Origin of the sequence: Streptomyces canarius (assembly GCF_014650735.1) — a bacterium.
GTDB lineage: Bacteria > Actinomycetota > Actinomycetes > Streptomycetales > Streptomycetaceae > Streptomyces > Streptomyces olivaceoviridis.
Map to the genome: position 1 here is coordinate 1 of NZ_BMVN01000057.1, position 20,240 is coordinate 20,240.

A 20,240-nucleotide genomic window follows, 5' to 3' on the forward strand; every position below is an offset into this window, starting at 1 on the left:
CTCACAGCGCCGATGGTACTGCAGGGGGGACCCTGTGGGAGAGTAGGACGCCGCCGAACAAATGTTGAGAAAACCCCCGCACCTTCGGTGCGGGGGTTTTCTGCGTTTAGGGTGAACTCATGCGCTATGACCTCGTCATCTTCGACAACGACGGTGTCCTCGTGGACAGTGAGCCCCTGTCCAACCGGCTCCTGGCCGCCTATCTGACCGAGCTGGGGCACCCCACCTCGTACGAGGACTCCATCCGCGATTACATGGGGTCGGCGATGCACCGGATCCACGACCTGATTCTGGAGCGGACGGGACAGCGGCTGCCGGTGGATTTCGACGAGGTCTTCCACGCGCGGGTGTTCGCCGCGTTCGAACGGGAGTTGCGGCCCGTGCCCGGGGTGGCCGGCGTACTGGAGAAGCTGGCCGCGGACGGGGTGCCGTACTGCGTGGCCTCCTCGGGGAGCCATGCGCGGATCCGGGTGGGGCATCGGACGACCGGGCTCGACCGGTGGTTCCCGGAAGGGCGCGTCTTCAGCTCGGAGGATGTCGGGCGGGGCAAGCCGGCACCGGATCTGTTCCTGCACGCGGCCGAGCGGATGGGCGTGGCCCCCAAGCGGTGCGTGGTCGTGGAGGACTCCCCGCTGGGCGTACGGGCGGCCGTGGCGGCAGGGATGGACGTGTACGGGTTCACCGCGATGACGCCGGCGGCGAAGCTCGCGGGTGCCGGTCAACTCTTCTCCCGTATGGATCAGTTGCCCGACCTGCTGGTGTGACCCCGGTCGGCCGTGCGGGCTGACACATGTCATGCGGAGCTCCGGACGAACGTTCCTACTGCCGGACCCGGCCCGGGGACGAAGCTGAGGGCATGACGAAGAACACGGGGAACCAGGGCCGGAAGCCGAGCGTGCTGGACAACTTCAAGCCGCTGCTCATCGATGTGGCGCTGCCGCTCGGCTCGTACTACCTCTTCAAGGACGCCTTCGGGACGAGCACCTTCGCGGCGCTCGCCTGGAGCAGTGTCGTACCGGCGGTGCGGACCGTGGGGGGACTGGTCAGGGAGCGCAGGACCAACGCGCTGGCGGGTCTGATCCTCGTCGTGAACGTCGTGTCGCTGCTGCTGAGTTCCGTCTCGGGTGACCCGCGGCTGATGCTGGCCAAGGACAGCGGGGTCGGCAGCACGGTGGCCATCGGCATCCTGGTGTCCGTCCGGCTCGGCAGGCCGATGATGACCGCGGGCATGAAGCCCTTCGTGGTGAAGGGCGACGCGGCCAGGGAAGCCGCCTGGCAGCGGCTGGTGTCCGGGGCGGCGGCCGAGTCCATGGCCTTCCGGTCCAGGGAGCGGGCGTTCTCCGTGGTGTGGGGGCTGGTCCTGCTGGCCGAGTGCGTCGTACGGGTCGTGGGTGCCTACACCGTCCCCGTGGACACCATGGTGTGGCTGGGCTCCGTCGTCCTGGTCACCGCCATGGTGATCGGTTTCGTGGTCAGCGGTGGGCTGGCGGCGGGGCCGATGGAGCGGATGGTCGCGGCCGAGGTGGCGGCCGGCCGGGTGGAGCGGCCCGAGGTGGCCGTGGCCGCCTGATCGCCGAGCCGAGCCGAGCCGGGCCGGGCGAGTAGAAGCCCGTTCCGAAGCTGAGGCGAATTCACCTTTGGCCGGATCTACCCAGCGGTAGCCCGGGGCCCTACTCTCGCCGCCATGACTGATGTGCTGCGGCGCGGTAGGGCCTCGCTGGCGTTCGGCTTCTTCGCCCAGGGCGTCGCCTTCGCCCTGTTGGTGACGCGCATCCCGGCCATCCAGGACCGGTACGGGGTCTCCGACGCGCTGCTGCCGGTCTTCCTGGCCGCCGTGCCGATCCTCGCCGGGGGCGGCAGCGTGGGCACCGAGCACCTGGTGAAGCGGGTACGGCCCAGCCGGCTGCTGCGCTGGTCCCAGCCGGTGGTGCTGCTGGCGCTGCTCGGTGCCGGGACGGGCGGGCACGGACAGGTGGCCGTACTGGCCGTGGCGCTGGGCGTGTTCGGCCTGGCGGTGGGCGCGCTGGACGCGTCCATGAACATGCTCGGCGTCAGCCTCCAGCGGTCGTACGGGCGCAGCATCATGTTCGGCTTCCACGCCGTCTACAGCCTGGGCGCGATCCTGGGGGCCTCGCTGGCCTGGGCGGGGGCGCACTGGCACCTCGCGCTGTGGGTGTCGTACCTGCCGGTGGTGGCCGTGTTGCTGCCGGCGGCGCTGGTGGGGAGCCGGTGGTACGTCGACGGGGAGCCCGTGCCGGCTCCGGAGCGGACCGCGGAGCAGGGGACCGTCGTCTTCAGGCTGCTGCTGCCGCTGTGCCTGGTGATGATGTTCGCCTACATCGGGGACTCGACCGTCTCCAACTGGAGCGCCAAGTATCTGAAGGACGTGCTGGGCAGCTCGGAGCAGCTGGCGACCGTGCCGTACAACGTGTACATGGTGACCACGCTCGTGGGGCGGGCCCTCGGGGACCTCGGGGTACGGAGGTTCGGGGCCGTGGCGGTCGTACGCCTCGGAGCGGTGGTCGCGGCCGGCGGGTTCGCGGTGGTGGCCGCGGCGCCCGGCGCGTGGGCCGGGATGCTCGGGTTCACCCTGCTGGGGCTGGGGCTGTGCGTGCTGGTGCCGCAGACGTTCGCGGCGGCGGGCCGGTTGTTCCCCGGGGCCTCGGACGCGGCGGTCGCACGGCTGAACATCTTCAACTACGTGGGGTTCCTGGTCGGGGCGCCGCTGGTGGGCGCGCTCGGTGACGCGTGGAGCTACCGGGGGGCCATGCTCGTGCCGATGGTGTTGGTGCTGGTGACACTGGGGTACGCCAGGTCGTTCTCCGCTCAACCGGACCGATACGGTGGCGGGCATGAGCGGCCGCGCACAGCTGATGTGGGACGAGGCAGTAACGGGCTATGACTTCGGTCGGAACCATCCGATGGATCCGGTCCGGCTGGAGCTGACCCGCCGGCTGGTCGGTGCCTTCGGGCTCGACCGGGAGGTGGCGGTCGTCGCGGCGAAGCCGGCCGGCGAGTCCACGCTCCGGCTGGTCCACCGGGAGGACTACATCGACGCCGTGAAGGCCGCGTCGGCCGATCCGGCGGGGGCGGACGGCTCGTACGGGCTGGGGACGGTCGACGATCCCGCGTTCGCCGGGATGCACGAGGTGTCCGCGCTGATCGCCGGGCAGTCGGTGGGGGCGGCCGAGGCGGTGTGGCGGGGGGACGCCGACCATGCCGTGAACTTCGCGGGCGGGCTGCACCACGCCATGCCCGGTGGGGCGTCGGGGTTCTGCGTCTACAACGACGCGTCGCTCGCCATCGCGCGGCTGCTGGAGCTGGGGGCCGAGCGGGTCGCCTACGTGGACGTCGACGTGCACCACGGGGACGGGGTGCAGGCCGCGTTCTGGGAGGATCCGCGGGTGCTGACGATCTCGTTGCACGAGCACCCCCGTACGTTGTTCCCGCAGACCGGGTGGCCGCAGGAGACCGGGGCGGGCGCGGGGGAGGGGACCGCGGTGAACGTGGCGCTGCCGGCCGGGACCGGGGACGCCGGGTGGGTACGGGCCTTCCACGCTGTGGTGCCGGAGCTGCTCGCGGAGTTCCGGCCGCAGGTCCTCGTCACCCAGCACGGGGCCGACACGCACTTCGAGGATCCGCTCGCGCACCTGGCGGTCTCGCTGGACGCGCAGCGGGCGGTGCAGATGGCGTGTCACGACCTGGCGCACGAGTACGCCGGGGGCAAGTGGGTCGCGCTGGGCGGGGGCGGGTACGCGGTGGTGGACGTCGTACCGCGGTCGTGGACGCATCTGGTGGGCATCGCGGCCGGGAAGCCGGTCGCTCCGGAGGCGATGATCCCCGAGGCGTGGCGGCAGCACGTGTTCGCCCGGACGCGGCAGTCGGGGCCGTGGCGGATGACGGACGGGTTGTGGCCGGTGGCGTGGGCGTCCTGGGAGGAGGGGTACGACCCCGCCGACCGGGTCGACCAGGCGGTGCTGGCGACCAGGCGGGCCGTGTTCCCGCTGCGCGGGCTCCTTCCCTGACGACCGCGCCCGCCCATCCCTCCCGGGCCGGCGTTAGGCCAACCGTGCGGACTTCCGGCGTTCCCGTCCCGCCCGCACCCCCCATGGGCCACCATCGCATCCGTGTTGACCGCCGCCCGTCTTCGCGCGCATCTGGTGGCCGCCCGGCTGGCCGGGGTGGTGGCGACGTCGCGGGAGGACAGCCTGCGGAGTTACCGGCTGTTCGCCGCCCGGGATCCACGCGTGCTGATCGGGATCGATCCCGAAGGGGCGTGGGGAGTCCGGGACTTGCTCGGGTTGATGGCGGAGAAGTGCGGGGTTTCGGCCGATCTCCGGTACATTTCCGGACTGGATGTGATCGATCCGGAGCGGACGCTCGCCGCGCTGGACGTCTTCGCCGGGCGGATCCGGGAGGTGGCCCGGCGTGGCGCGCCCGTGCTGCTGGGCACCGGGCACCCGCGTCCGCTGCTCGGTTTCTACGCCGGTCTCGCGGACGCTTTGTCGGCGGCGGGATGTGAGGTCCTCACCCCGGCGCAGGGTCGCTGTGTCGACATATTGACCCGGTTCGGCCTACGTACCCATCGCCTCGACTACGTACGAGGGGTTGCCCTGGTGCGGGAACCGGCGAGCGGGCGCCCGGGTCGTGAGCCGGGCGCCCACAGCCACTCGCCGCTCCCGGTTCGGGTCGCGCTGGACGCCGCGGCGGAGGCCGGAGGGCCGCTGCCGGAGCTGGTCGTGGGGGACCACGGGTGGGTCTGCGGTGCTGGTCAGCTCGGGTTTGAGGCCATCGGTCTGGCCGACACGGATGATCCCGCGCTGTTCGTGGGGGAGGCCGAGGGACGGGTGTCCGTCGCCGTTCCGGTTGATGACGCAGTGCGGTCTGCTCACTACCGGCCGTTGATCCGCTACGTACTCGATCGAGCGTGTCTGTCACGGTAGGCCGCCGATGGGTGCACCTCTTCCCCACTCGCATCACCCGCCCCTAGTCTGGGGAGTGAGCACGCAACGACGAAGAGTCACCGGAAGGGGAAGCCGGTGGCCGTCGAGTGCGGAAGGTTCAGGTGTGTCATGGCTGCAGCTGGCGAGAGGCCTCTGAACGAGGTTCAGTTCCTTACCGTGGCGGAGGTCGCCTCGGTGATGCGAGTGTCGAAGATGACCGTGTACCGCCTGGTGCACAGCGGTCATCTGCCCGCGATCCGGGTGGGACGGTCGTTCCGCGTCCCGGAACAAGCGGTACACGAGTACCTCCGCGACAGCTATGTGGGGGTGGAGACGGCCTGACGACGACCCCCGGTGACCCGGGGGAACCCCCTCGATTACGACCTCGGCGCTCGGTTGGGTAGGCTAGCCCCTCGTAGGTCGTGTGGGCCCATGGCGCCCAAACAACCGAGTGATGAGAAGTGAGCGAGGGTAGTCGTGGGCTCTGTTATCAAGAAGCGGCGCAAGCGGATGGCCAAGAAGAAGCACCGCAAGCTGCTCAAGCGCACGCGCGTTCAGCGCCGCAACAAGAAGTAAGCGGCGCCGCGAGAGCGTGGCCCTGTGGCCCCCCACCAGCAGTGGTGGGGGGCCACAGGCATATACCGATGGGGGAATTTCCGTCGCCGGGGGCACCTGGGGTCATCACAGCGCAACATCGACCGGCTAGGTTGGCCGCACACGGGGAACGCGGGATACCGGTTACGCGGGAAGGAAGGCGCTGGTCTTGGGACGGATCGTGCTCGTCACCGGAGTCGCCCGGCAGCTCGGCGGCCGGTTCGTGCGGCGGATCCAGCGGGACCCGGAGGTCGAGCGTGTGATCGCCGTGGACGCGGTGCCGCCGGCGCACCACCTGGGCGGCGCCGACTTCATCCAGGCCGACATCCGGCAGCCGACCATCGCCCGGGTGCTCGCCGAGACCGGCGCGGACACCGTCGTCCACCTGGACGTCACGGGCACGGCCCTGGGCGGCGGCAGCCGGGCCACGGTCAAGGAGACCAACGTCATCGGCACCATGCAGCTGCTCGGCGCCTGCCAGAAGTCGCCGACCGTGCGGCGGCTGGTGGTGAAGTCCAGTACGAACGTCTACGGCTCCGCACCGCGCGATCCGGCCGTGTTCACCGAGACGACCCCGCCCAAGTCGCTGCCCAGCGGCGGCTTCGCGAAGGACGCCGTCGAGGTGGAGGGGTATGTGCGCGGGTTCGCCCGGCGGCGGCCGGACGTCGCCGTGTGCGTGCTGCGGTTCGCCAACATCCTCGGGCCGGCCGCGGACACCCCGCTCGCCTCGTACTTCGCGCTGCCCGTCCTGCCGACCGTGTTCGGCTACGACCCGCGGCTTCAGTTCGTGCACGAGGACGACGTCATCGAGGTGCTGCGGATCGCCTCGCACGAGCCGCGCCGGGGCACCCTGAACAGCGGCACCTTCAACATCGCCGGGGACGGCGTGCTGCTGCTCTCGCAGTGCTCGCGGCGGCTCGGGCGGCCCACCGTGCCGCTGCTGCTGCCCGCGGTCACCTGGGCCGGCTCCCTGGTGCGTACGCTCGGTATGACGGACTTCTCGCCGGAGCAGATCCGGCTGCTCACCCACGGGCGGGTGGTGGACACCGTCGAGATGCGCGAGACGCTGGGCTTCACGCCCCGCTACACGACGGCCGGGACCTTCGCGGACTTCGCGCGCGGCCAGGGCGCCGGGCTGCTGCCGCCGGAGAGCCTGGCGGCGGCCGTCGACCGGATCGCCGCGCTGACCGCGAGGGCGGACGGCCACCCCCAGACGCACAGCGCCAACTGAGGAGAGCGGCAACGATGGCGGACGCCAAGGTCATTCCGTTCGACGACGACCGGTCCCGCGGAAGCGCCGCACAGCGCCAGCCGCGGCGGCGGAGCGGGGGGAGCCGGCGCGCTGCGCTCGGGGAGCCGGGGGAGATGGGCGCGGTCCAGCCGCTGCCGGGGCGGGAGCGGGCACGGGAGGATGCTCCTGTGAGCCGCGAGGAGGAGCCGGTGGAGGCCGTGGAGGACGACGGGCGGGGCGGCGGCCTGGAGCGGCGGGTGGCGGCCGGGCTGGCCTTCCTGCGGCGCCGGCTCACCGGGGACTACGAGGTCGACGACTTCGGCTACGACGAGGAGCTGACCGACCAGGTCCTGATGTCGCTGCTGCGGCCGGTGTACGAGAAGTACTTCCGGGTCGAGGTGAAGGGCATCGAGAACATCCCGGCCGAGGGCGGGGCGCTGATCGTCGCCAACCACTCCGGGACGCTGCCGCTGGACGGGCTGATGATGCAGGTGGCGGTGCACGACCACCACCCGGCCGGCCGCCATCTCCGCCTGCTCGCCGCCGACCTGGTCTTCGTGCTGCCGGTGGTCAACGAGCTGGCCCGCAAGCTGGGGCACACCCTCGCCTGCGCGGAGGACGCGGAACGGCTGCTGGGGCAGGGCGAGCTGGTCGGGGTGATGCCGGAGGGCTTCAAGGGGATCGGGAAGCCGTTCAGCGAGCGGTACAAGCTCCAGCGGTTCGGCCGGGGCGGCTTCGTCTCCACGGCCCTGCGGCAGGGTGTGCCGATCGTCCCGTGCTCGATCGTCGGGGCGGAGGAGATCTACCCGATGATCGGCAACGCCAAGACGCTGGCGCGGGTGCTGGGGTTCCCGTACTTCCCGTTGACGCCGACGTTTCCCTGGCTCGGGCCGCTGGGTGCGATTCCGCTGCCCACGAAGTGGACGATCCAGTTCGGTGAGCCGATTCCGACGGACGGGTATCCGCCGGAGGCGGCGGAGGATCCGATGCTGATGTTCAACCTGACCGATCAGGTGCGGGAGCAGATCCAGCACACGCTGTACAAGCTGTTGGTGCAGCGGCGCTCGGTGTTCTTCTGAGACGCCGGTGAACGGCGTCGAGGGCGCCCCTGCTCGGAGAAGGGCGCCCTCGATGCCGTGGCCGTGTCGCGTCAGTCCGCGTTCTCCCCGTCGATGCCCAGGCCCGGGAGCAGGTCGGGGATGAGCGGGGGGATCGTGACGTCCGGCTGGCCCGTGGGGGGCTTGCCGGCGGACGGGGACGTGGTGTCGGACCCGGTCTTCGGCGGGTCGAGCAGACCGCCCGTGTCGCCGCCGAGGAGCCCGTCGCCGTTGCTGCCGGTGGCCGGGCCGCTCGGCGTGCCGGTACCGGTGTGCTTGCCGGCGGACGGGGTGTTCCCGGCGCTGGGCGTGGTGGACCGGTGGCTGCCGGAGGAGCCGGGGGACGCCGGGCCGGAGCCGCCCGGGTGTCTGCCGTCGCCCGGCCGGGCGGGTGGCTGCGGCAGCAGGGACTGGAGCGGGGCGACCTCTTCGTCTATGGCGTCGAAGACCGAGGACACCTGCTGTTTCACATCGCCCAGTTGCGTGGGCAGCTTGTCGCTGAGCGCGCTCCAGGCCTGGCGGTGGGACCGGGAGAACGTGGACAGCGCCTGGATGGGGCCGAGCGAGTCCGGGTCGGCCTGGTAGGCCGCGTGGAGCAGGCGGTGGCCCTCGGTGACGTCGCGCTGCATCCCGGACAGGGTGCGGCGGATCTCGCCGATGGACTCGTGGTCCAGCCGGCCGCCCCGGCCGCGCTCCAGCAGCCGTCGGGCCTCGCTGAGGCGGGTGGAGGCCTGGTCGAGGTAGGTCTGGCCGCGCTGGTCGTCGCCGTCGGTCAGGTAGTTGAGCTTGAAGTCCTCGATGCCGCGTTTCAGTCCGTACAGCGAGTCGCCGGGCAGGGCGTCGGAACTGGCGGCGGCGACCCCGCCGAAGGCCCCGGCGGCCACGCCCACGCTGAGCCCGCCGGCCGCCAGGCCCTTGGTCAGTCTCGTGCGCGGGCGGAGCTTGCCCAGCGGGCTCGCCCGGTGCGCGCCCTTGGCCCGGTGGGACCGCTGCTGCGGTACCGACGCGTCCGCCGCCCCGGTTCCCTCCTGGAGCATGGCCTCCATCGCGGCCACCAACTGGGCCCGCTGGACGACCTTGACCTCGGGGTCGAGCTGCGGTCTGGGCAGCGCGCCGAGGCCCGCCGCCAGGGCCAGCAACTCGCCCTGCTCGGTCCGTTCCTCGGTGGTCGGCGGTGCGCCCGCCTGGCCAACGGACTGCTCGGCCGCCGTGTCCCGGTCGGACTGCTCCTCCAGGGCCTGGGCGAAGGCGTTCGCCCGCCGGTGCGCCGATACGTTCGCGATCACTGGCGGCACCTCCTCTCGTCATGACGGTCGACTCCCCAGGGGGTCCTGAGGGTTGCACGCCCACGGCACTTCCACGCGATCGAGCGATCGGGGTCGGCCAGGACGTGACCACAGGGAGCCTGTATCCCGCACAACGACTGGCGCGGCACTTGGGTTACGGACGGCGGATGACCGGATCGGAAAGGCAACGGACCTTCACCGTAGGTGAGTTGGCCGTCGCCCTGGGTCACGTGGTTCAGCGGGCGTCGTCCGGCAGCAGCCGGGCGAGGGTGCGTACGGCGCGGTACTGGAGAGTCTTGATGGCGCCCTCGTTTTTGCCCATGACCCGGGCGGTCTCGGCGACCGAGAGGCCCTGGAGGAAGCGGAGCGTCACGCACTCCTGCTGCTGGGGGTTGAGCCGCCGCACGGCGTCGAGCAGGGCGGCGTTGGACAGGGACTCCAGGACGGAGTCCTCCGGGGAGCGCTCGACCTCGTTGGCGTCGAGCATCTCGCCGGTGGTGACCTCCAGCCGGAAGCGGCTGGACTTGAAGTGGTCGGCGACCAGGTTCCGGGCGATGGTGACCAGCCAGGCGCCGAAGTCGCGGCCCTGCCAGGTGAAGGTGCCGATCCTGCGCAGTGCCCGCAGAAAGGTCTCACTGGTGAGGTCCTCGGCGGTCGCCCGGCCGCCGACACGGTAGTAGATGTAGCGGTAGACGGTGTCGCTGTACTGGTCGTAGAGCCGCCCGAAGGCCTCGGCCTCCCCCGCCTGGGCGCGTTCGACCAGGTCCATCATCCGGGCGCTGTCGCTGTCGGCGGCCGGGCGGCGGGCGGTGGCCGCACCGGTGGCCCGCCCCCGTCTGCCGACGGCGGCGCTGCCGTCGGCCAGTGCGTAGCACGGGCCGACGGGCGCGGCGGCGGCGAAGGCGGGGACGGCGTACGCGGCGGGGACGAAGCCGCGCAGCGACTCTTTGACCGTTGCGACTGTTGCGCGCAGCGTAGCCAGGCCCGAGGCGTCAACCCCGACGTGTGGGTACACGGGACTCCCAGAGGCAGAGCTTCCATCACGTGCAGTGCGGGACCTTTCACCCGTCGTAGCGACGGAGGGGTACCGGTTTGCGTCTGAGGAGAATAACGCTTCGTGCAGGGCCTGCTACACCGAGTTGCTCAAATCATCGATTGCGTCGCATCCGTAACCGTTTGATGGTGGGTCAAGTTTCGCAAGATGATCGCTTGTTGACCGAAAAGAGGCCGGTTTCGGTGAGGAGCGGCGCGTGTTGAAATGGCCGCGGCATAATTCGTGCGCGCGGGACCCGCCGTGGCGGTTATCGGCGCCGTCGGCTCAGGGCGATCGCCGCCGCCGTGCCACCGGCCACCGCGCCGACCCCGGCCGCCGCCGGGATGCCGACCTTCGCCGCCTTGCGGCCGGTGCGGTAGTCGCGCAGGCGCCAGTCCTTCTCGCGGGCGTGCCTGCGCAGCTTGGCGTCCGGGTTGATGGCGTAGGGGTGGCCGACCAGGGACAGCATCGGGATGTCGTTGTGGCTGTCGCTGTAGGCCGCGCAGCGGGACAGGTCCAGTCCCTCCGCGGCGGCGAGCGCGCGGACCGCCTCGGCCTTGGCCGGTCCGTGCAGCGGCTCGCCGACCAGCTTGCCGGTGTAGACGCCGTCGACCGACTCGGCCACCGTGCCGAGGGCGCCCGTGAGGCCGAGGCGGCGGGCGATCACCTGGGCGATCTCCACCGGGGCCGCGGTCACCAGCCACACCTTCTGGCCGGCGTCCAGGTGGGCCTGGGCGAGGGCACGGGTGCCGGGCCAGATGCGGTCGGCCATGTACTCGTCGTAGATCTCCTCGCCGATCGACTCCAGTTCGGCGACCCGGTGGCCCTTGACGATCGACAGCGCCGAGTCGCGGGCGTCCTGCATGTGCTCGGGGTCCTCGACGCCGGCCAGCCGGAACCAGGCCTGCTGCCAGGCGAACCTGGCCAGGTCGCGGGTCTCGAAGAACTTCCGCTTGTACAGCCCCCGGCCGAAGTGGAACAGCGCGGCGCCCTGCATCACCGTGTTGTCGAGGTCGAAGAAGGCGGCGGCCCGGTCGTCGCCGATCACCGGGAACTGAGGTTCCTCCGGCGTGGCGCGCGGGGCTTCCTGCGAGGACTTGCGGGCGGCCTCCGCCGAGGCCTCGCCTGCCAACACGCTCCGCGCCGTGGCGGAGCGCCTACGGGGAGTGAGCCATCCGAGAGCGGCCATGTCGTGAGCATAGCCAGTCCGCCCGGTGGTTCCGGCGACCGGAGGTTGGGAGGTGGTGAACTCTGCGCGACCGGGTCGTCAAGGCAGCGATCCGGAACGGGCGCCGAGCGCGCGAGAATGGCCGCTATGAGCCCCCTCTTCCGACGCAAGGCCGAGCCGCGCGCGCGGCTGGTCACCCTCATCCGCAAGCCGGGCTGCCACCTGTGCGACGACGCGCAGGTGGTGGTCGAGAAGGTGTGCGGCGACCTCGGCGTGCCGTGGGAGCCGAAGGACATCACCGAGGACCGCGAGCTGCACGACCGCTACTGGGAGCAGATCCCGGTCGTCCTGGTCGACGGTGAACAGCACACCTTCTGGCGCGTGAACGAGGAGCGTCTGCGCCGGGCACTGACCGACTAGTCCAAACCGGCCCGAAAGTCGCTTAGGATCGACGGCGGTTTGGTCTCGGGGGCGGGATTCGTGAGGAGTGTGTGCGGTTTTGCCCCCAGTAACGAAGGAGCACCGGTGCGTATGCGCCGGTTCCCGGCCAGGGCGCAAAAGTTGCGTGACCCCGGTCACTTCTGCCGGGCAAATCGGACACCATCTTTGTGCACGCGTTCACAAAGACATAGCCTGCTGTCGACGGGGCGGTCTGGGGACGTATGACCGCCTACAGCCCCGCTCTACCCGCAGGAGCACCGTGGCAACTGGCCGAACACACCGACCGGCGACCCGTAGCCGAGGGATTCCCGAGGCCACCGTCGCCCGGCTTCCGCTGTACCTCCGAGCCCTGACCGCACTGTCGGAGCGCTCGGTCCCCACGGTCTCCTCCGAGGAGCTGGCCGCGGCGGCGGGGGTCAACTCCGCCAAGCTGCGCAAGGACTTCTCGTACCTGGGCTCGTACGGAACGCGCGGTGTCGGCTACGACGTGGAGTATCTCGTCTACCAGATCTCCCGCGAACTCGGCCTCACCCAGGACTGGCCGGTCGTGATCGTCGGTATCGGCAACCTCGGCGCCGCCCTCGCCAACTACGGCGGTTTCGCCTCCCGCGGCTTCCGGGTCGCCGCCCTGATCGACGCCGACCCGGCGATGGCCGGCAAGCCGGTCGCGGGCATCCCCGTGCAGCACACCGACGACCTTGAGAAGATCATCGAGGACAACGGCGTGTCCATCGGTGTGATCGCCACCCCGGCCGGCGCCGCCCAGCAGGTCTGCGACCGGCTCGTGGCCGCCGGCGTGACCTCCATCCTGAACTTCGCGCCGACCGTGCTGTCCGTCCCGGACGGCGTCGACGTGCGCAAGGTCGACCTCTCGATCGAACTCCAGATCCTCGCCTTCCACGAGCAGCGCAAGGCCGGTGAGGAGACCCCCGCGGGCGACGGCGTGCTGCCCACCGCCGCTTCCCGGGGCGTGACCGCCGACGACTCCGCCGACCAGGGGCCCGACGGGGACGTCCCCGCCGTGATGCCGGCATGAGCCTCCTCGTCGTCGGACTGAGCCACCGCAGTGCCCCGGTCAGCGTGCTGGAGCGGGCCGCGCTGAGCGCGGACGCCCAGGCCAAGCTGCTCCAGGACACGGTCGCCGCCGAGCCCGCCGGCGAGGCCGCGGTGCTCGCCACCTGCAACCGCATCGAGCTGTACGCCGACGTGGACAAGTTCCACGCCGGTGTCGCCGAGCTGTCCACGCTGCTCGCCCAGCACAGCGGGGTCGGCCTGGAGGAACTCACCCCGTACCTCTACGTGCACTACGAGGACCGGGCCGTCCACCACCTGTTCTCGGTGGCCTGCGGGCTCGACTCGATGGTCGTCGGCGAGGGGCAGATCCTCGGCCAGATCAAGGACTCGCTGGCCCGCGCCCAGGAGCTGCACACCGCCGGCAAGCTGCTGAACGACCTGTTCCAGCAGGCCCTGCGGGTCGGCAAGCGCGCCCACTCCGAGACCGGCATCGACCGCGCCGGCCAGTCCCTGGTCACCTTCGGCCTGGAGCAGCTGGCCGTCGGGACGCCCGTCCCCGAGTGGGCCGCGGGCAAGAAGGCGCTGATCATCGGCGCCGGGTCGATGTCGTCCCTGGCCGCCGCGACGCTCGCGCGCGCCGGGGTCGCCGAGGTCGTCGTCGCCAACCGCACCTTCGAGCGTGCCGAGCGGCTCGCCGAGATCCTCACCGGGTCCGACGAGAACGAGGTGACCGCCCGCGCGGTGCGCATGGACGCGGTGGCCGCCGAGCTGACACGTGCCGACGTCGTCGTCTCCTGTACCGGGGCGACGGGCCTGGTGCTCACGGCGGAGGCGGTCGCGCACGCGGTCGAGGGACGTACCGGCGCCCCCGTCGCCGACACCGGTGCCACGGCCGCGCAGCCGGAGGCCGTGCGGCCCGAGGCCCCCGCGCGGTCGGCCGGCACCGGCTCCGACGAGAACTGCCCGCTGGACCTGGCCGCCGTACAGCCCGGCTTCTCCGTGATGGGCGAGGCCGCCGTGGCCGGCATGGACGCGGCCACCCTGGAGCAACACGCGGCCTGGGTCGCGGGAGGCACCATCGACCGCCGGGAGCGCCGGACGCCCGAGGCGGACGCCGAGCTGATCACCGCGCTCGCCGCGACCGCCGCCACCGTCGGCCGGATCCCCGAGCGGCGCAGGCCCGAGCCGGTCGCCGAGCGGCCCGCGCCCTTGTTCTTCCTGCTCGACCTGGCCATGCCCCGTGACATCGACGCGGCCGCGCACCGGCTGGCCGGGGTCCGCCTGGTCGACATCGAGTCGCTGGCGGAAGCGTCCGCCGACGCGCCGATGGCGGCCGACGTGGACCAGGTCCGGCGTATCGTCTCCGACGAGGTCGCGGCCTTCGGCGCGGCACAGCGGGCGGCGCACATCACGCCCACCGTCGTCGCGCTGCGCACCATGGCCGCCGACGTCGTCGCCGGTGAGATCGCCCGCCTCGACGGCCGTCTGCCCGACCTGGACGAACGCCAGCGCGGCGAGATCCGCCAGGCCGTGCACCGGGTCGTCGACAAGCTGCTGCACGCGCCGACCGTACGGGTCAAGCAGCTCGCGGCCGAGCCCGGCGGCGCCGGGTACGCCGACGCGCTGCGCACCCTGTTCGACCTCGATCCCGAGACGGTGGCCGCCGTCTCCCGGGCCGGGGACAGCACAGACACGAAGGACCGACCGGCATGACTGAGAAGGCGTTGCGGCTGGGGACCAGGCGGAGCAAACTCGCCATGGCCCAGTCCGGGCAGGTGGCGCAGGCCGTCCGCCAGGTGACCGGGCGGGCCGTCGAGCTGGTCGAGATCACCACCTACGGCGATGTCTCCCGCGAGGCGCTCGCGCAGATCGGCGGCACCGGCGTGTTCGTCACGGCGCTGCGCGACGCGCTGCTGAGGGGCGAGGTCGACTTCGCGGTCCACTCGCTCAAGGACCTGCCGACCACGCAGCCCGAGGAGCTGGTCCTGGCCGCCGTACCGGTGCGCGAGGACCCGCGGGACGTGATCGTCGCGCGTGACGCGCTGAAGTTCACGGACCTGCCGCGGGGCGCGCGCATCGGCACCGGTTCGCCGCGCCGCATGGCGCAGCTGAACGCGTACGCCCGGACCCACGGCCTGGACATCGAGACCGTCCCGATCCGCGGCAACGTCGACACGCGGATCGGATACGTCCACGCCGGCGAGCTGGACGCGGTCGTGCTGGCCGCCGCCGGACTGAACCGGATCGGCCGGATCGACGAAGTGACCGACTTCCTGTCGGTCGACACCGTTTTGCCCGCCCCCGGCCAGGGGGCCCTGGCGATCGAGTGCAGGGCGGGGAACACCGCCCGAGACGCCGCACTCGTCGCCGCGCTCGGCGAGCTCGACGACCCGTTCACCCGGGCCGCCGTCACCGCCGAGCGGTCACTGCTCGCCGCCCTGGAGGCCGGTTGCAGCGCACCTGTGGGCGCGCTGGCCGACCTTCTGGCCGACGGGCAGACTGTCAAGGAAATGCGCCTGCGCGGCGTCGTCGGTACGACCGACGGCACCCGCACGGTGCAGCTGTCCACCACCGGTCCCGTGCCCCAGACGCACGACCGGGCGACGGCACTCGGTCGCGAACTCGCCACCGAGATGCTCGCCCAGGGCGCGGCCGGTCTGATGGGGGAGCGAGCACATTGAGCCCCACCACCCTTCCCGCCGGTCCGGAACACGGGCACGTCACCTTCCTCGGTGCCGGACCCGGGGATCCGGGACTGCTGACTCTGCGCGCCGTGGAGGCGCTGTCGAACGCGGACGTCCTGGTCGCCGAGCACGAGGTGCTCGACGTCATCCGGACGCACGCGCGGCAGGGCGTCTCCGTCGTGCAGACGGACGCGGACTTTGCCGCGGTGCCCCCGCCGGGCACGGGCACGCCCCAGCTGACGGTCGTTGACGGCACGTCAACACCCGTCGCCGTCCCGGCCGCTGCCCGGGATGCCGCTCATCTTGTCATGGAGGCCGCGCGGGGCGGCAGGCGGGTCGTCCGTGCGGTGCCCGGGGACCCGGGACTGGATACGTACGCGGCGGAGGAGATGCTCGCCTGCGCCGCCGCCGGGGTGCCCTTCGAGGTCGTCCCCGGTGTCGCGGCGGCGGTCGGCGTGCCCGCGTACGCCGGTGTGCCGCTGCGGGACGCGCAGGGCGCGGACGTCCGGTTCGTGGACGCCCGGACCGCCTCCGAACGGTGCTGGACGGAGGTGGGCGCGTCGGACGGCACGGTGGTCGTCTCGACGACCCTGGACTCGGTCGCCGCCGCGGCGGGCGAGCTGGTCTCGGCGGGCCGCAAGCCGGACACCCCGCTGACGGTGACGGTCGCCGGTACGACGACCCGGCAGCGGACCTGGACGGCGACGCTCGGCACGATCGCGCAGACGCTGAAGCAGGCGAAGGTGCTGCCGTCGCCGGACGGCGGCCGGCCGGTGATAGCCGTGGTCGGCGAGCGTTCCGCCGTCGCCCGGCGCGACGAGCTGTCGTGGTTCGAGTCCAAGCCGCTGTTCGGCTGGAAGGTGCTCGTGCCGCGCACGAAGGAGCAGGCGGCGTCGCTCTCCGACCAGCTGCGGTCCTACGGCGCGGTGCCGCACGAGGTCCCGACGATCGCGGTGGAGCCCCCGCGTACCCCGCAGCAGATGGAGCGGGCGGTCAAGGGCCTGGTGACGGGCCGCTACGAGTGGATCGCGTTCACCTCCGTCAACGCGGTGAAGGCGGTCCGGGAGAAGTTCGAGGAGTACGGCCTCGACGCGCGTGCCTTCGCGGGCATCAAGGTGGCCGCGGTGGGCGAGCAGACCGCCAGGGCGCTGGTCGCCTTCGGCGTGAAGCCGGACCTGGTGCCGAGCGGCGAGCAGTCGGCGGCCGGCCTCCTGGAGGACTGGCCCCCCTACGACCCGGTGTTCGACCCGATCGACCGTGTCTTCCTGCCCCGGGCCGACATCGCGACCGAGACCCTGGTCGCCGGTCTGATCGAGCTGGGCTGGGAGGTCGACGACGTCACGGCCTACCGGACCGTGCGCGCGTCGCCGCCGCCGGCGGAGACCCGGGAGGCGATCAAGGGCGGCGGCTTCGACGCGGTCCTGTTCACGTCCTCGTCCACGGTCCGGAACCTGGTGGGCATCGCGGGCAAGCCGCACAACGTGACGGTGATCGCGTGCATCGGCCCGGCGACGGCCAAGACCGCCGAGGAGCACGGGCTGCGGGTCGACGTCATGGCCCCGGAGCCGTCCGTGCACAAGCTGGCGGAGGCGCTGGCGGACTTCGGCATGAAGCGGCGCGCCGCCGCGCTGGAGGCCGGTGACCCGGTGACCCGCCCGAGCGAGCGGAGGCCGGGGGCGCGCAGGCGGAGGTCTACGACCTGATCGGCGAGCAAGTCGCCGCCCGTAGGGGTGTTCCGGGAACCGGAGCACCCCTACGGCCGTCTTCGGTCAGGGCTCAGGCGCCCAGATAGACCGGTGCCTTCTGGGTGGACTTGCCGTAGATGTGGTTGCTGAGGGTGCCGTCGGCGCCCAGGACGACCAGGGTGACGTCGTCCTGGAGGACGACCGGGCGGCCCTTGGCGTACGAGACGGGGAACGTGCCGTGGCTGGTGGTCAGCCGCGCCCCGTAGACACCCTTGTGCCTGACGAGCTCGACGATCGCGCCGTTGGCCAGCCTGTAGCGGCCCGGCCGGGGGCTGGCGGCGGTCTCGGCGCCGGTCCAGCCGACGGTCCCGCCGACCGGGTCGAGCACCAGCGTGCGGTTGCCGAACAGAGCGGCGCCGGCGCGGGAGTGCGCGTCGAGGAAGCGCACCAGCCTGCCGCCTTGGAAGACGCGGGCCTGGTGGTGGTCGGCGGAGACCTTGAAGATCTGGGCGGTCGTACGTGCGTCGAGGCGCAGGGTGCGGGAGAGCGTGCCGTGCAGGGTGCAGTCGGCGGACAGGGCCGGGAAGGGCGTGGACTGCCAGGGTGTGGTGCCGCCCTGGCTGCGCTGGCCGAAGACGGGCTTGGCGGAGAGCACTCCGGTGATCTTCAGTCCGTCGGCCAGGTCGGTGGGCCTGCTCTGGTCCACCGTCGCGACGGCGTGGCCCTTGGCGTCCAGCAGCGTGGCGGAGGCGCCGTTGTCGGCGCTGCCGACGAGCCGGACCTTCATGCCGCCGCCGTAGACGGAGGGGATGGTCGTGGCGGCGACGCAGGCGCTGCTGCCGGCCGGAGCGGGTGAGGTGGCGGCAGTGGCCGGGACCATGGAAGCAGTGGTGGCACCGACGAGGGCGACGGCGGCGAGGGCGGTACGGAGTGCGGTACGCATGGCTGCTCCTGGCGGATTCGGCTTCTGGCGGCTGGCTGCTCTGACCAGCGGAAACAACCCTAAAGATCACGCGTTCCGGAATCGTCGGGTCCATGTCACAGCGGTGTGACCGCGTGTCACCCGTGGCCGCTGCCCGCTGCGGCACCGGTGCGCGCGAGGCGTCGGTCAGGTGAGCGGTGTCGGGCCGAGAGGGTCCCGGACCGCCCCTCCCGGCCCGACACCGCGTCGGCAAAGGCGCAGGCCCGGCGGGCGTAGCGTAGGGGGCATGACGAAGTACGGATCCTTCCCCGGTACGCGTCCCCGACGGTTGCGCACCACCCCCGTCATGCGCCGCATGGTCGCCGAGACCCGGCTGCACCCCGCCGACCTCATCCTCCCGGCGTTCATCCGGGAGGGCGTCAGCGAGCCGGTGCCGGTCGCGGCGATGCCCGGCGTCGTGCAGCACACCCGGGACAGCCTGAAGAAGGCCGCGCTGGAGGCCGTGGAGGCCGGGATCTCCGCGATCATGCTGTTCGGCGTGCCGGAGGAGGCCAAGAAGGACGCCCAGGGCACCGTCGGCACCGATCCGGACGGGATCCTCCAGGTCGCCCTCCGGGACGTCCGGGCCGAGGTCGGCGACGACCTGCTCGTCATGTCCGACCTGTGCCTGGACGAGTTCACCGACCACGGGCACTGCGGGGTGCTGGACGCCGAGGGGCGCGTCGACAACGACGCCACCCTGGAGCGGTACGCCGAGATGGCCCAGGTGCAGGCCGACGCCGGCGCCCATGTCGTCGGCCCCAGCGGGATGATGGACGGCCAGATCGGCGTCGTCCGGGACGCGCTGGACCAGATCGGCCGCGAGGACGTCGCGATCCTCGCCTACACCGCCAAGTACTCCTCGGCCTTCTACGGCCCCTTCCGCGAGGCCGTCGCCTCCTCGCTCCAGGGCGACCGCAAGACCTACCAGCAGGATCCGGCCAACTGGCGCGAGTCCCTGCGGGAACTGGAGCTGGACCTCACCGAGGGCGCCGACATGGTGATGGTCAAGCCGGCCGGTCCCTACCTCGACGTCCTCGCCCGGGTCGCGGACGCCGTGGACGTGCCCGTCGCCGCCTACCAGATCTCCGGCGAGTACTCGATGATCGAGGCCGCCGCCGAGAAGGGCTGGATCGACCGGGACCGGGCGATCTTCGAGTCCCTGACCGGCATCAAGCGGGCCGGGGCGCGCAACATCCTCACCTACTGGGCCACCGAGGTGGCCCAGAAGCTGCGCCGTTCCCCGTTCACCAGTTGAGGGCGTCGTCCATCTCCTGCTGCCAGTACGTCACCTTCAGCGAGCTGTCGTAGTAGACGCCCTTGGCCGGCAGGGACGGCGTCGCGGACGGGCCGCCGCTGCTGTTCGGGCTGAGGCCCTGGAAGCCCACGGTCAGCTTGCGGGCCGTCGCCCCGCCGGTGCCGCTGCCGTCGGCGGCCGACAGCAGCACACCCGCGTACCCCGACTCGCCGGGCGCCAGGGACACCACGGCCTGCGGCTGGGTGTCCCGGTCCGCCTGCGGCACCCACTGCATCTGGTCGAAGCGGAGCACCGGGTAGTACGGCAGCTCGCAGGTCCTGCCGCCGGTGTTCTTCACGGTGATGAGCATGTGGTTGATGGGCCGGGCGAGCGGCTGCGCGGTGACGGTCGTGTTCGCGCCGTTGCACAGCACCACGGAGGTGCCGGAGCCGCCGGAGGTGCCGGTGCCGCCCTGGGCGCCGCGCGGGGCGGGGGAGGCGCTCGGCCGTGCGTCGGGTGTGTGGGTACGGGCCACGGGCGTGCCGTTCGCCGTACGGCCGCCGGTGCCGGCCTGGGGCGTCTTCGACGCGGCCTTCTCCGACGCGGCCTTCTCCGCCGACGTCGTGGGGGTCGTCGACAGGGCGGCGCCCTCGTCCTCGGTGCCGGTCCCGTTGCCGCCGCACGCCGTGAGCGCGAGGGCGGCGACGGCGGTGCCGGTGGCGGCGAGCAGACGGATATGGCGCATTCGCATGGCAAGTCCTCTTTCGGGCTGGGCCGGTTGGCGTGCTTGGATGACCTCAGCCTGTGGGCGGGTCCGTCCCGGCGGCCAGCAGCGGCCGGGAATCCGGGACGCTGGAACGCCCACA

General features: G+C 72.0%; 20 protein-coding genes. 15 read left to right on the forward strand and 5 right to left on the reverse strand.

The window, feature by feature from the left end; genetic code table 11:
- Positions 1 to 119: 119 nt before the first annotated feature.
- The 9 genes from IE294_RS40335 to IE294_RS40375 all read left to right on the forward strand — a co-directional run bounded on the left by IE294_RS40335 (position 120) and on the right by IE294_RS40375 (position 7,847).
- Complete coding sequence (locus IE294_RS40335) at positions 120 to 764, forward strand: HAD family hydrolase (RefSeq protein ID WP_189894363.1); 645 nt, start codon at positions 120 to 122, stop codon at positions 762 to 764.
- Between the two features lie 92 nt (positions 765 to 856).
- Positions 857 to 1,570, forward strand: a complete 714-nt coding sequence (locus tag IE294_RS40340; RefSeq protein ID WP_189894364.1) for a VC0807 family protein — start codon at positions 857 to 859, stop codon at positions 1,568 to 1,570.
- Between the two features lie 114 nt (positions 1,571 to 1,684).
- Positions 1,685 to 2,902, forward strand: a complete 1,218-nt coding sequence (locus tag IE294_RS40345) for an MFS transporter (protein WP_189894365.1) — start codon at positions 1,685 to 1,687, stop codon at positions 2,900 to 2,902.
- Positions 2,853 to 4,025, forward strand: coding sequence for an acetoin utilization protein AcuC (locus IE294_RS40350; RefSeq protein WP_189894366.1), 1,173 nt, complete (start codon positions 2,853 to 2,855; stop codon positions 4,023 to 4,025). Before IE294_RS40345 ends, IE294_RS40350 begins: the two co-directional genes overlap by 50 nt.
- A 102-nt stretch (positions 4,026 to 4,127) precedes the next feature.
- The gene (locus IE294_RS40355) at positions 4,128 to 4,943 is read left to right on the forward strand and encodes a phosphatase (protein WP_189894367.1); all 816 of its coding nucleotides are present in this window, start codon (positions 4,128 to 4,130) and stop codon (positions 4,941 to 4,943) included.
- Between the two features lie 129 nt (positions 4,944 to 5,072).
- Positions 5,073 to 5,285 carry a helix-turn-helix domain-containing protein gene (locus IE294_RS40360; protein ID WP_121791081.1) on the forward strand — a complete coding sequence of 71 codons (213 nt, stop codon included), beginning with the start codon at positions 5,073 to 5,075 and terminating at the stop codon, positions 5,283 to 5,285.
- A gap of 135 nt (positions 5,286 to 5,420) precedes the next feature.
- Positions 5,421 to 5,519 (forward strand): 30S ribosomal protein bS22, encoded by a 99-nt coding sequence (locus tag IE294_RS40365; RefSeq protein ID WP_003948845.1) that lies wholly within the window; start codon positions 5,421 to 5,423, stop codon positions 5,517 to 5,519.
- A gap of 187 nt (positions 5,520 to 5,706) precedes the next feature.
- Positions 5,707 to 6,768 carry an NAD-dependent epimerase/dehydratase family protein gene (locus IE294_RS40370; protein WP_189894368.1) on the forward strand — a complete coding sequence of 354 codons (1,062 nt, stop codon included), beginning with the start codon at positions 5,707 to 5,709 and terminating at the stop codon, positions 6,766 to 6,768.
- 14 nt (positions 6,769 to 6,782) lie between these two features.
- Positions 6,783 to 7,847 (forward strand): lysophospholipid acyltransferase family protein, encoded by a 1,065-nt coding sequence (locus IE294_RS40375; RefSeq protein WP_189894369.1) that lies wholly within the window; start codon positions 6,783 to 6,785, stop codon positions 7,845 to 7,847.
- Between the two features lie 71 nt (positions 7,848 to 7,918).
- On the opposite strand, the gene IE294_RS40380 is transcribed toward IE294_RS40375, so the two are convergent.
- From IE294_RS40380 to IE294_RS40390, 3 genes are all read right to left on the reverse strand, one after another.
- Positions 7,919 to 9,151, reverse strand: coding sequence for a DUF5667 domain-containing protein (locus IE294_RS40380; protein ID WP_189894370.1), 1,233 nt, complete (start codon positions 9,149 to 9,151; stop codon positions 7,919 to 7,921).
- A gap of 235 nt (positions 9,152 to 9,386) precedes the next feature.
- A complete protein-coding gene (locus tag IE294_RS40385) occupies positions 9,387 to 10,166 on the reverse strand; it encodes an ECF subfamily RNA polymerase sigma factor, BldN family (protein ID WP_189894371.1) in 780 nt (259 codons plus the stop codon).
- 286 nt (positions 10,167 to 10,452) lie between these two features.
- Positions 10,453 to 11,373 (reverse strand): HAD family hydrolase, encoded by a 921-nt coding sequence (locus IE294_RS40390; protein ID WP_078611795.1) that lies wholly within the window; start codon positions 11,371 to 11,373, stop codon positions 10,453 to 10,455.
- A gap of 117 nt (positions 11,374 to 11,490) precedes the next feature.
- Between IE294_RS40390 and IE294_RS40395 the strand changes: the two genes are divergently transcribed.
- The 5 genes from IE294_RS40395 (at position 11,491) to IE294_RS40415 (ending at position 17,194) form a co-directional block, all read left to right on the forward strand.
- On the forward strand, positions 11,491 to 11,772 hold the full coding sequence (locus IE294_RS40395; protein WP_189894372.1) for a glutaredoxin family protein: 282 nt from the start codon (positions 11,491 to 11,493) through the stop codon (positions 11,770 to 11,772).
- 280 nt (positions 11,773 to 12,052) lie between these two features.
- On the forward strand, positions 12,053 to 12,829 hold the full coding sequence (locus IE294_RS40400) for a redox-sensing transcriptional repressor Rex (protein WP_189894373.1): 777 nt from the start codon (positions 12,053 to 12,055) through the stop codon (positions 12,827 to 12,829).
- Positions 12,826 to 14,520: a glutamyl-tRNA reductase gene (locus tag IE294_RS40405; RefSeq protein ID WP_189894374.1), complete on the forward strand. Its 1,695-nt coding sequence runs from the start codon at positions 12,826 to 12,828 to the stop codon at positions 14,518 to 14,520. The genes IE294_RS40400 and IE294_RS40405 overlap by 4 nt, the downstream gene beginning before the upstream one ends.
- Positions 14,517 to 15,488: a hydroxymethylbilane synthase gene (hemC, locus tag IE294_RS40410; protein WP_189894375.1), complete on the forward strand. Its 972-nt coding sequence runs from the start codon at positions 14,517 to 14,519 to the stop codon at positions 15,486 to 15,488. The genes IE294_RS40405 and hemC overlap by 4 nt, the downstream gene beginning before the upstream one ends.
- The gene (locus IE294_RS40415; RefSeq protein WP_189894376.1) at positions 15,485 to 17,194 is read left to right on the forward strand and encodes a bifunctional uroporphyrinogen-III C-methyltransferase/uroporphyrinogen-III synthase; all 1,710 of its coding nucleotides are present in this window, start codon (positions 15,485 to 15,487) and stop codon (positions 17,192 to 17,194) included. The genes hemC and IE294_RS40415 overlap by 4 nt, the downstream gene beginning before the upstream one ends.
- Positions 17,195 to 17,267: 73 nt before the next feature.
- On the opposite strand, the gene IE294_RS40420 is transcribed toward IE294_RS40415, so the two are convergent.
- Positions 17,268 to 18,119: a hypothetical protein gene (locus tag IE294_RS40420; RefSeq protein WP_229917844.1), complete on the reverse strand. Its 852-nt coding sequence runs from the start codon at positions 18,117 to 18,119 to the stop codon at positions 17,268 to 17,270.
- Between the two features lie 265 nt (positions 18,120 to 18,384).
- On the opposite strand from IE294_RS40420, the gene hemB reads away from it, so the two are divergent.
- Entirely contained in the window at positions 18,385 to 19,395 is a 1,011-nt protein-coding gene (gene hemB, locus IE294_RS40425; RefSeq protein WP_189894377.1) for a porphobilinogen synthase, read from the forward strand.
- On the opposite strand, the gene IE294_RS40430 is transcribed toward hemB, so the two are convergent.
- On the reverse strand, positions 19,385 to 20,119 hold the full coding sequence (locus tag IE294_RS40430; RefSeq protein WP_189894397.1) for a DUF4232 domain-containing protein: 735 nt from the start codon (positions 20,117 to 20,119) through the stop codon (positions 19,385 to 19,387). The two genes, hemB and IE294_RS40430, sit on opposite strands and share 11 nt — an antisense overlap.
- Between the last annotated feature and the right edge of the window lie 121 nt (positions 20,120 to 20,240).

Bases quoted from the DNA above. Each gene is read 5' to 3' on its own strand.
- hemB (WP_189894377.1), top strand. From the start codon at position 18,385: ATGACGAAGTACGGATCCTTCCCCGGTACGCGTCCCCGACGGTTGCGC.
- IE294_RS40345 (WP_189894365.1), top strand. From the start codon at position 1,685: ATGACTGATGTGCTGCGGCGCGGTAGGGCCTCGCTGGCGTTCGGCTTC.
- IE294_RS40340 (WP_189894364.1), top strand. From the start codon at position 857: ATGACGAAGAACACGGGGAACCAGGGCCGGAAGCCGAGCGTGCTGGAC.
- IE294_RS40350 (WP_189894366.1), top strand. From the start codon at position 2,853: ATGAGCGGCCGCGCACAGCTGATGTGGGACGAGGCAGTAACGGGCTAT.
- IE294_RS40405 (WP_189894374.1), top strand. From the start codon at position 12,826: ATGAGCCTCCTCGTCGTCGGACTGAGCCACCGCAGTGCCCCGGTCAGC.
- IE294_RS40430 (WP_189894397.1), bottom strand. From the start codon at position 20,119: ATGCGCCATATCCGTCTGCTCGCCGCCACCGGCACCGCCGTCGCCGCC.
- IE294_RS40360 (WP_121791081.1), top strand. From the start codon at position 5,073: ATGGCTGCAGCTGGCGAGAGGCCTCTGAACGAGGTTCAGTTCCTTACC.
- IE294_RS40420 (WP_229917844.1), bottom strand. From the start codon at position 18,119: ATGCGTACCGCACTCCGTACCGCCCTCGCCGCCGTCGCCCTCGTCGGT.
- IE294_RS40375 (WP_189894369.1), top strand. From the start codon at position 6,783: ATGGCGGACGCCAAGGTCATTCCGTTCGACGACGACCGGTCCCGCGGA.
- IE294_RS40335 (WP_189894363.1), top strand. From the start codon at position 120: ATGCGCTATGACCTCGTCATCTTCGACAACGACGGTGTCCTCGTGGAC.
- IE294_RS40395 (WP_189894372.1), top strand. From the start codon at position 11,491: ATGGCCGCTATGAGCCCCCTCTTCCGACGCAAGGCCGAGCCGCGCGCG.
- IE294_RS40390 (WP_078611795.1), bottom strand. From the start codon at position 11,373: ATGGCCGCTCTCGGATGGCTCACTCCCCGTAGGCGCTCCGCCACGGCG.
- hemC (WP_189894375.1), top strand. From the start codon at position 14,517: ATGACTGAGAAGGCGTTGCGGCTGGGGACCAGGCGGAGCAAACTCGCC.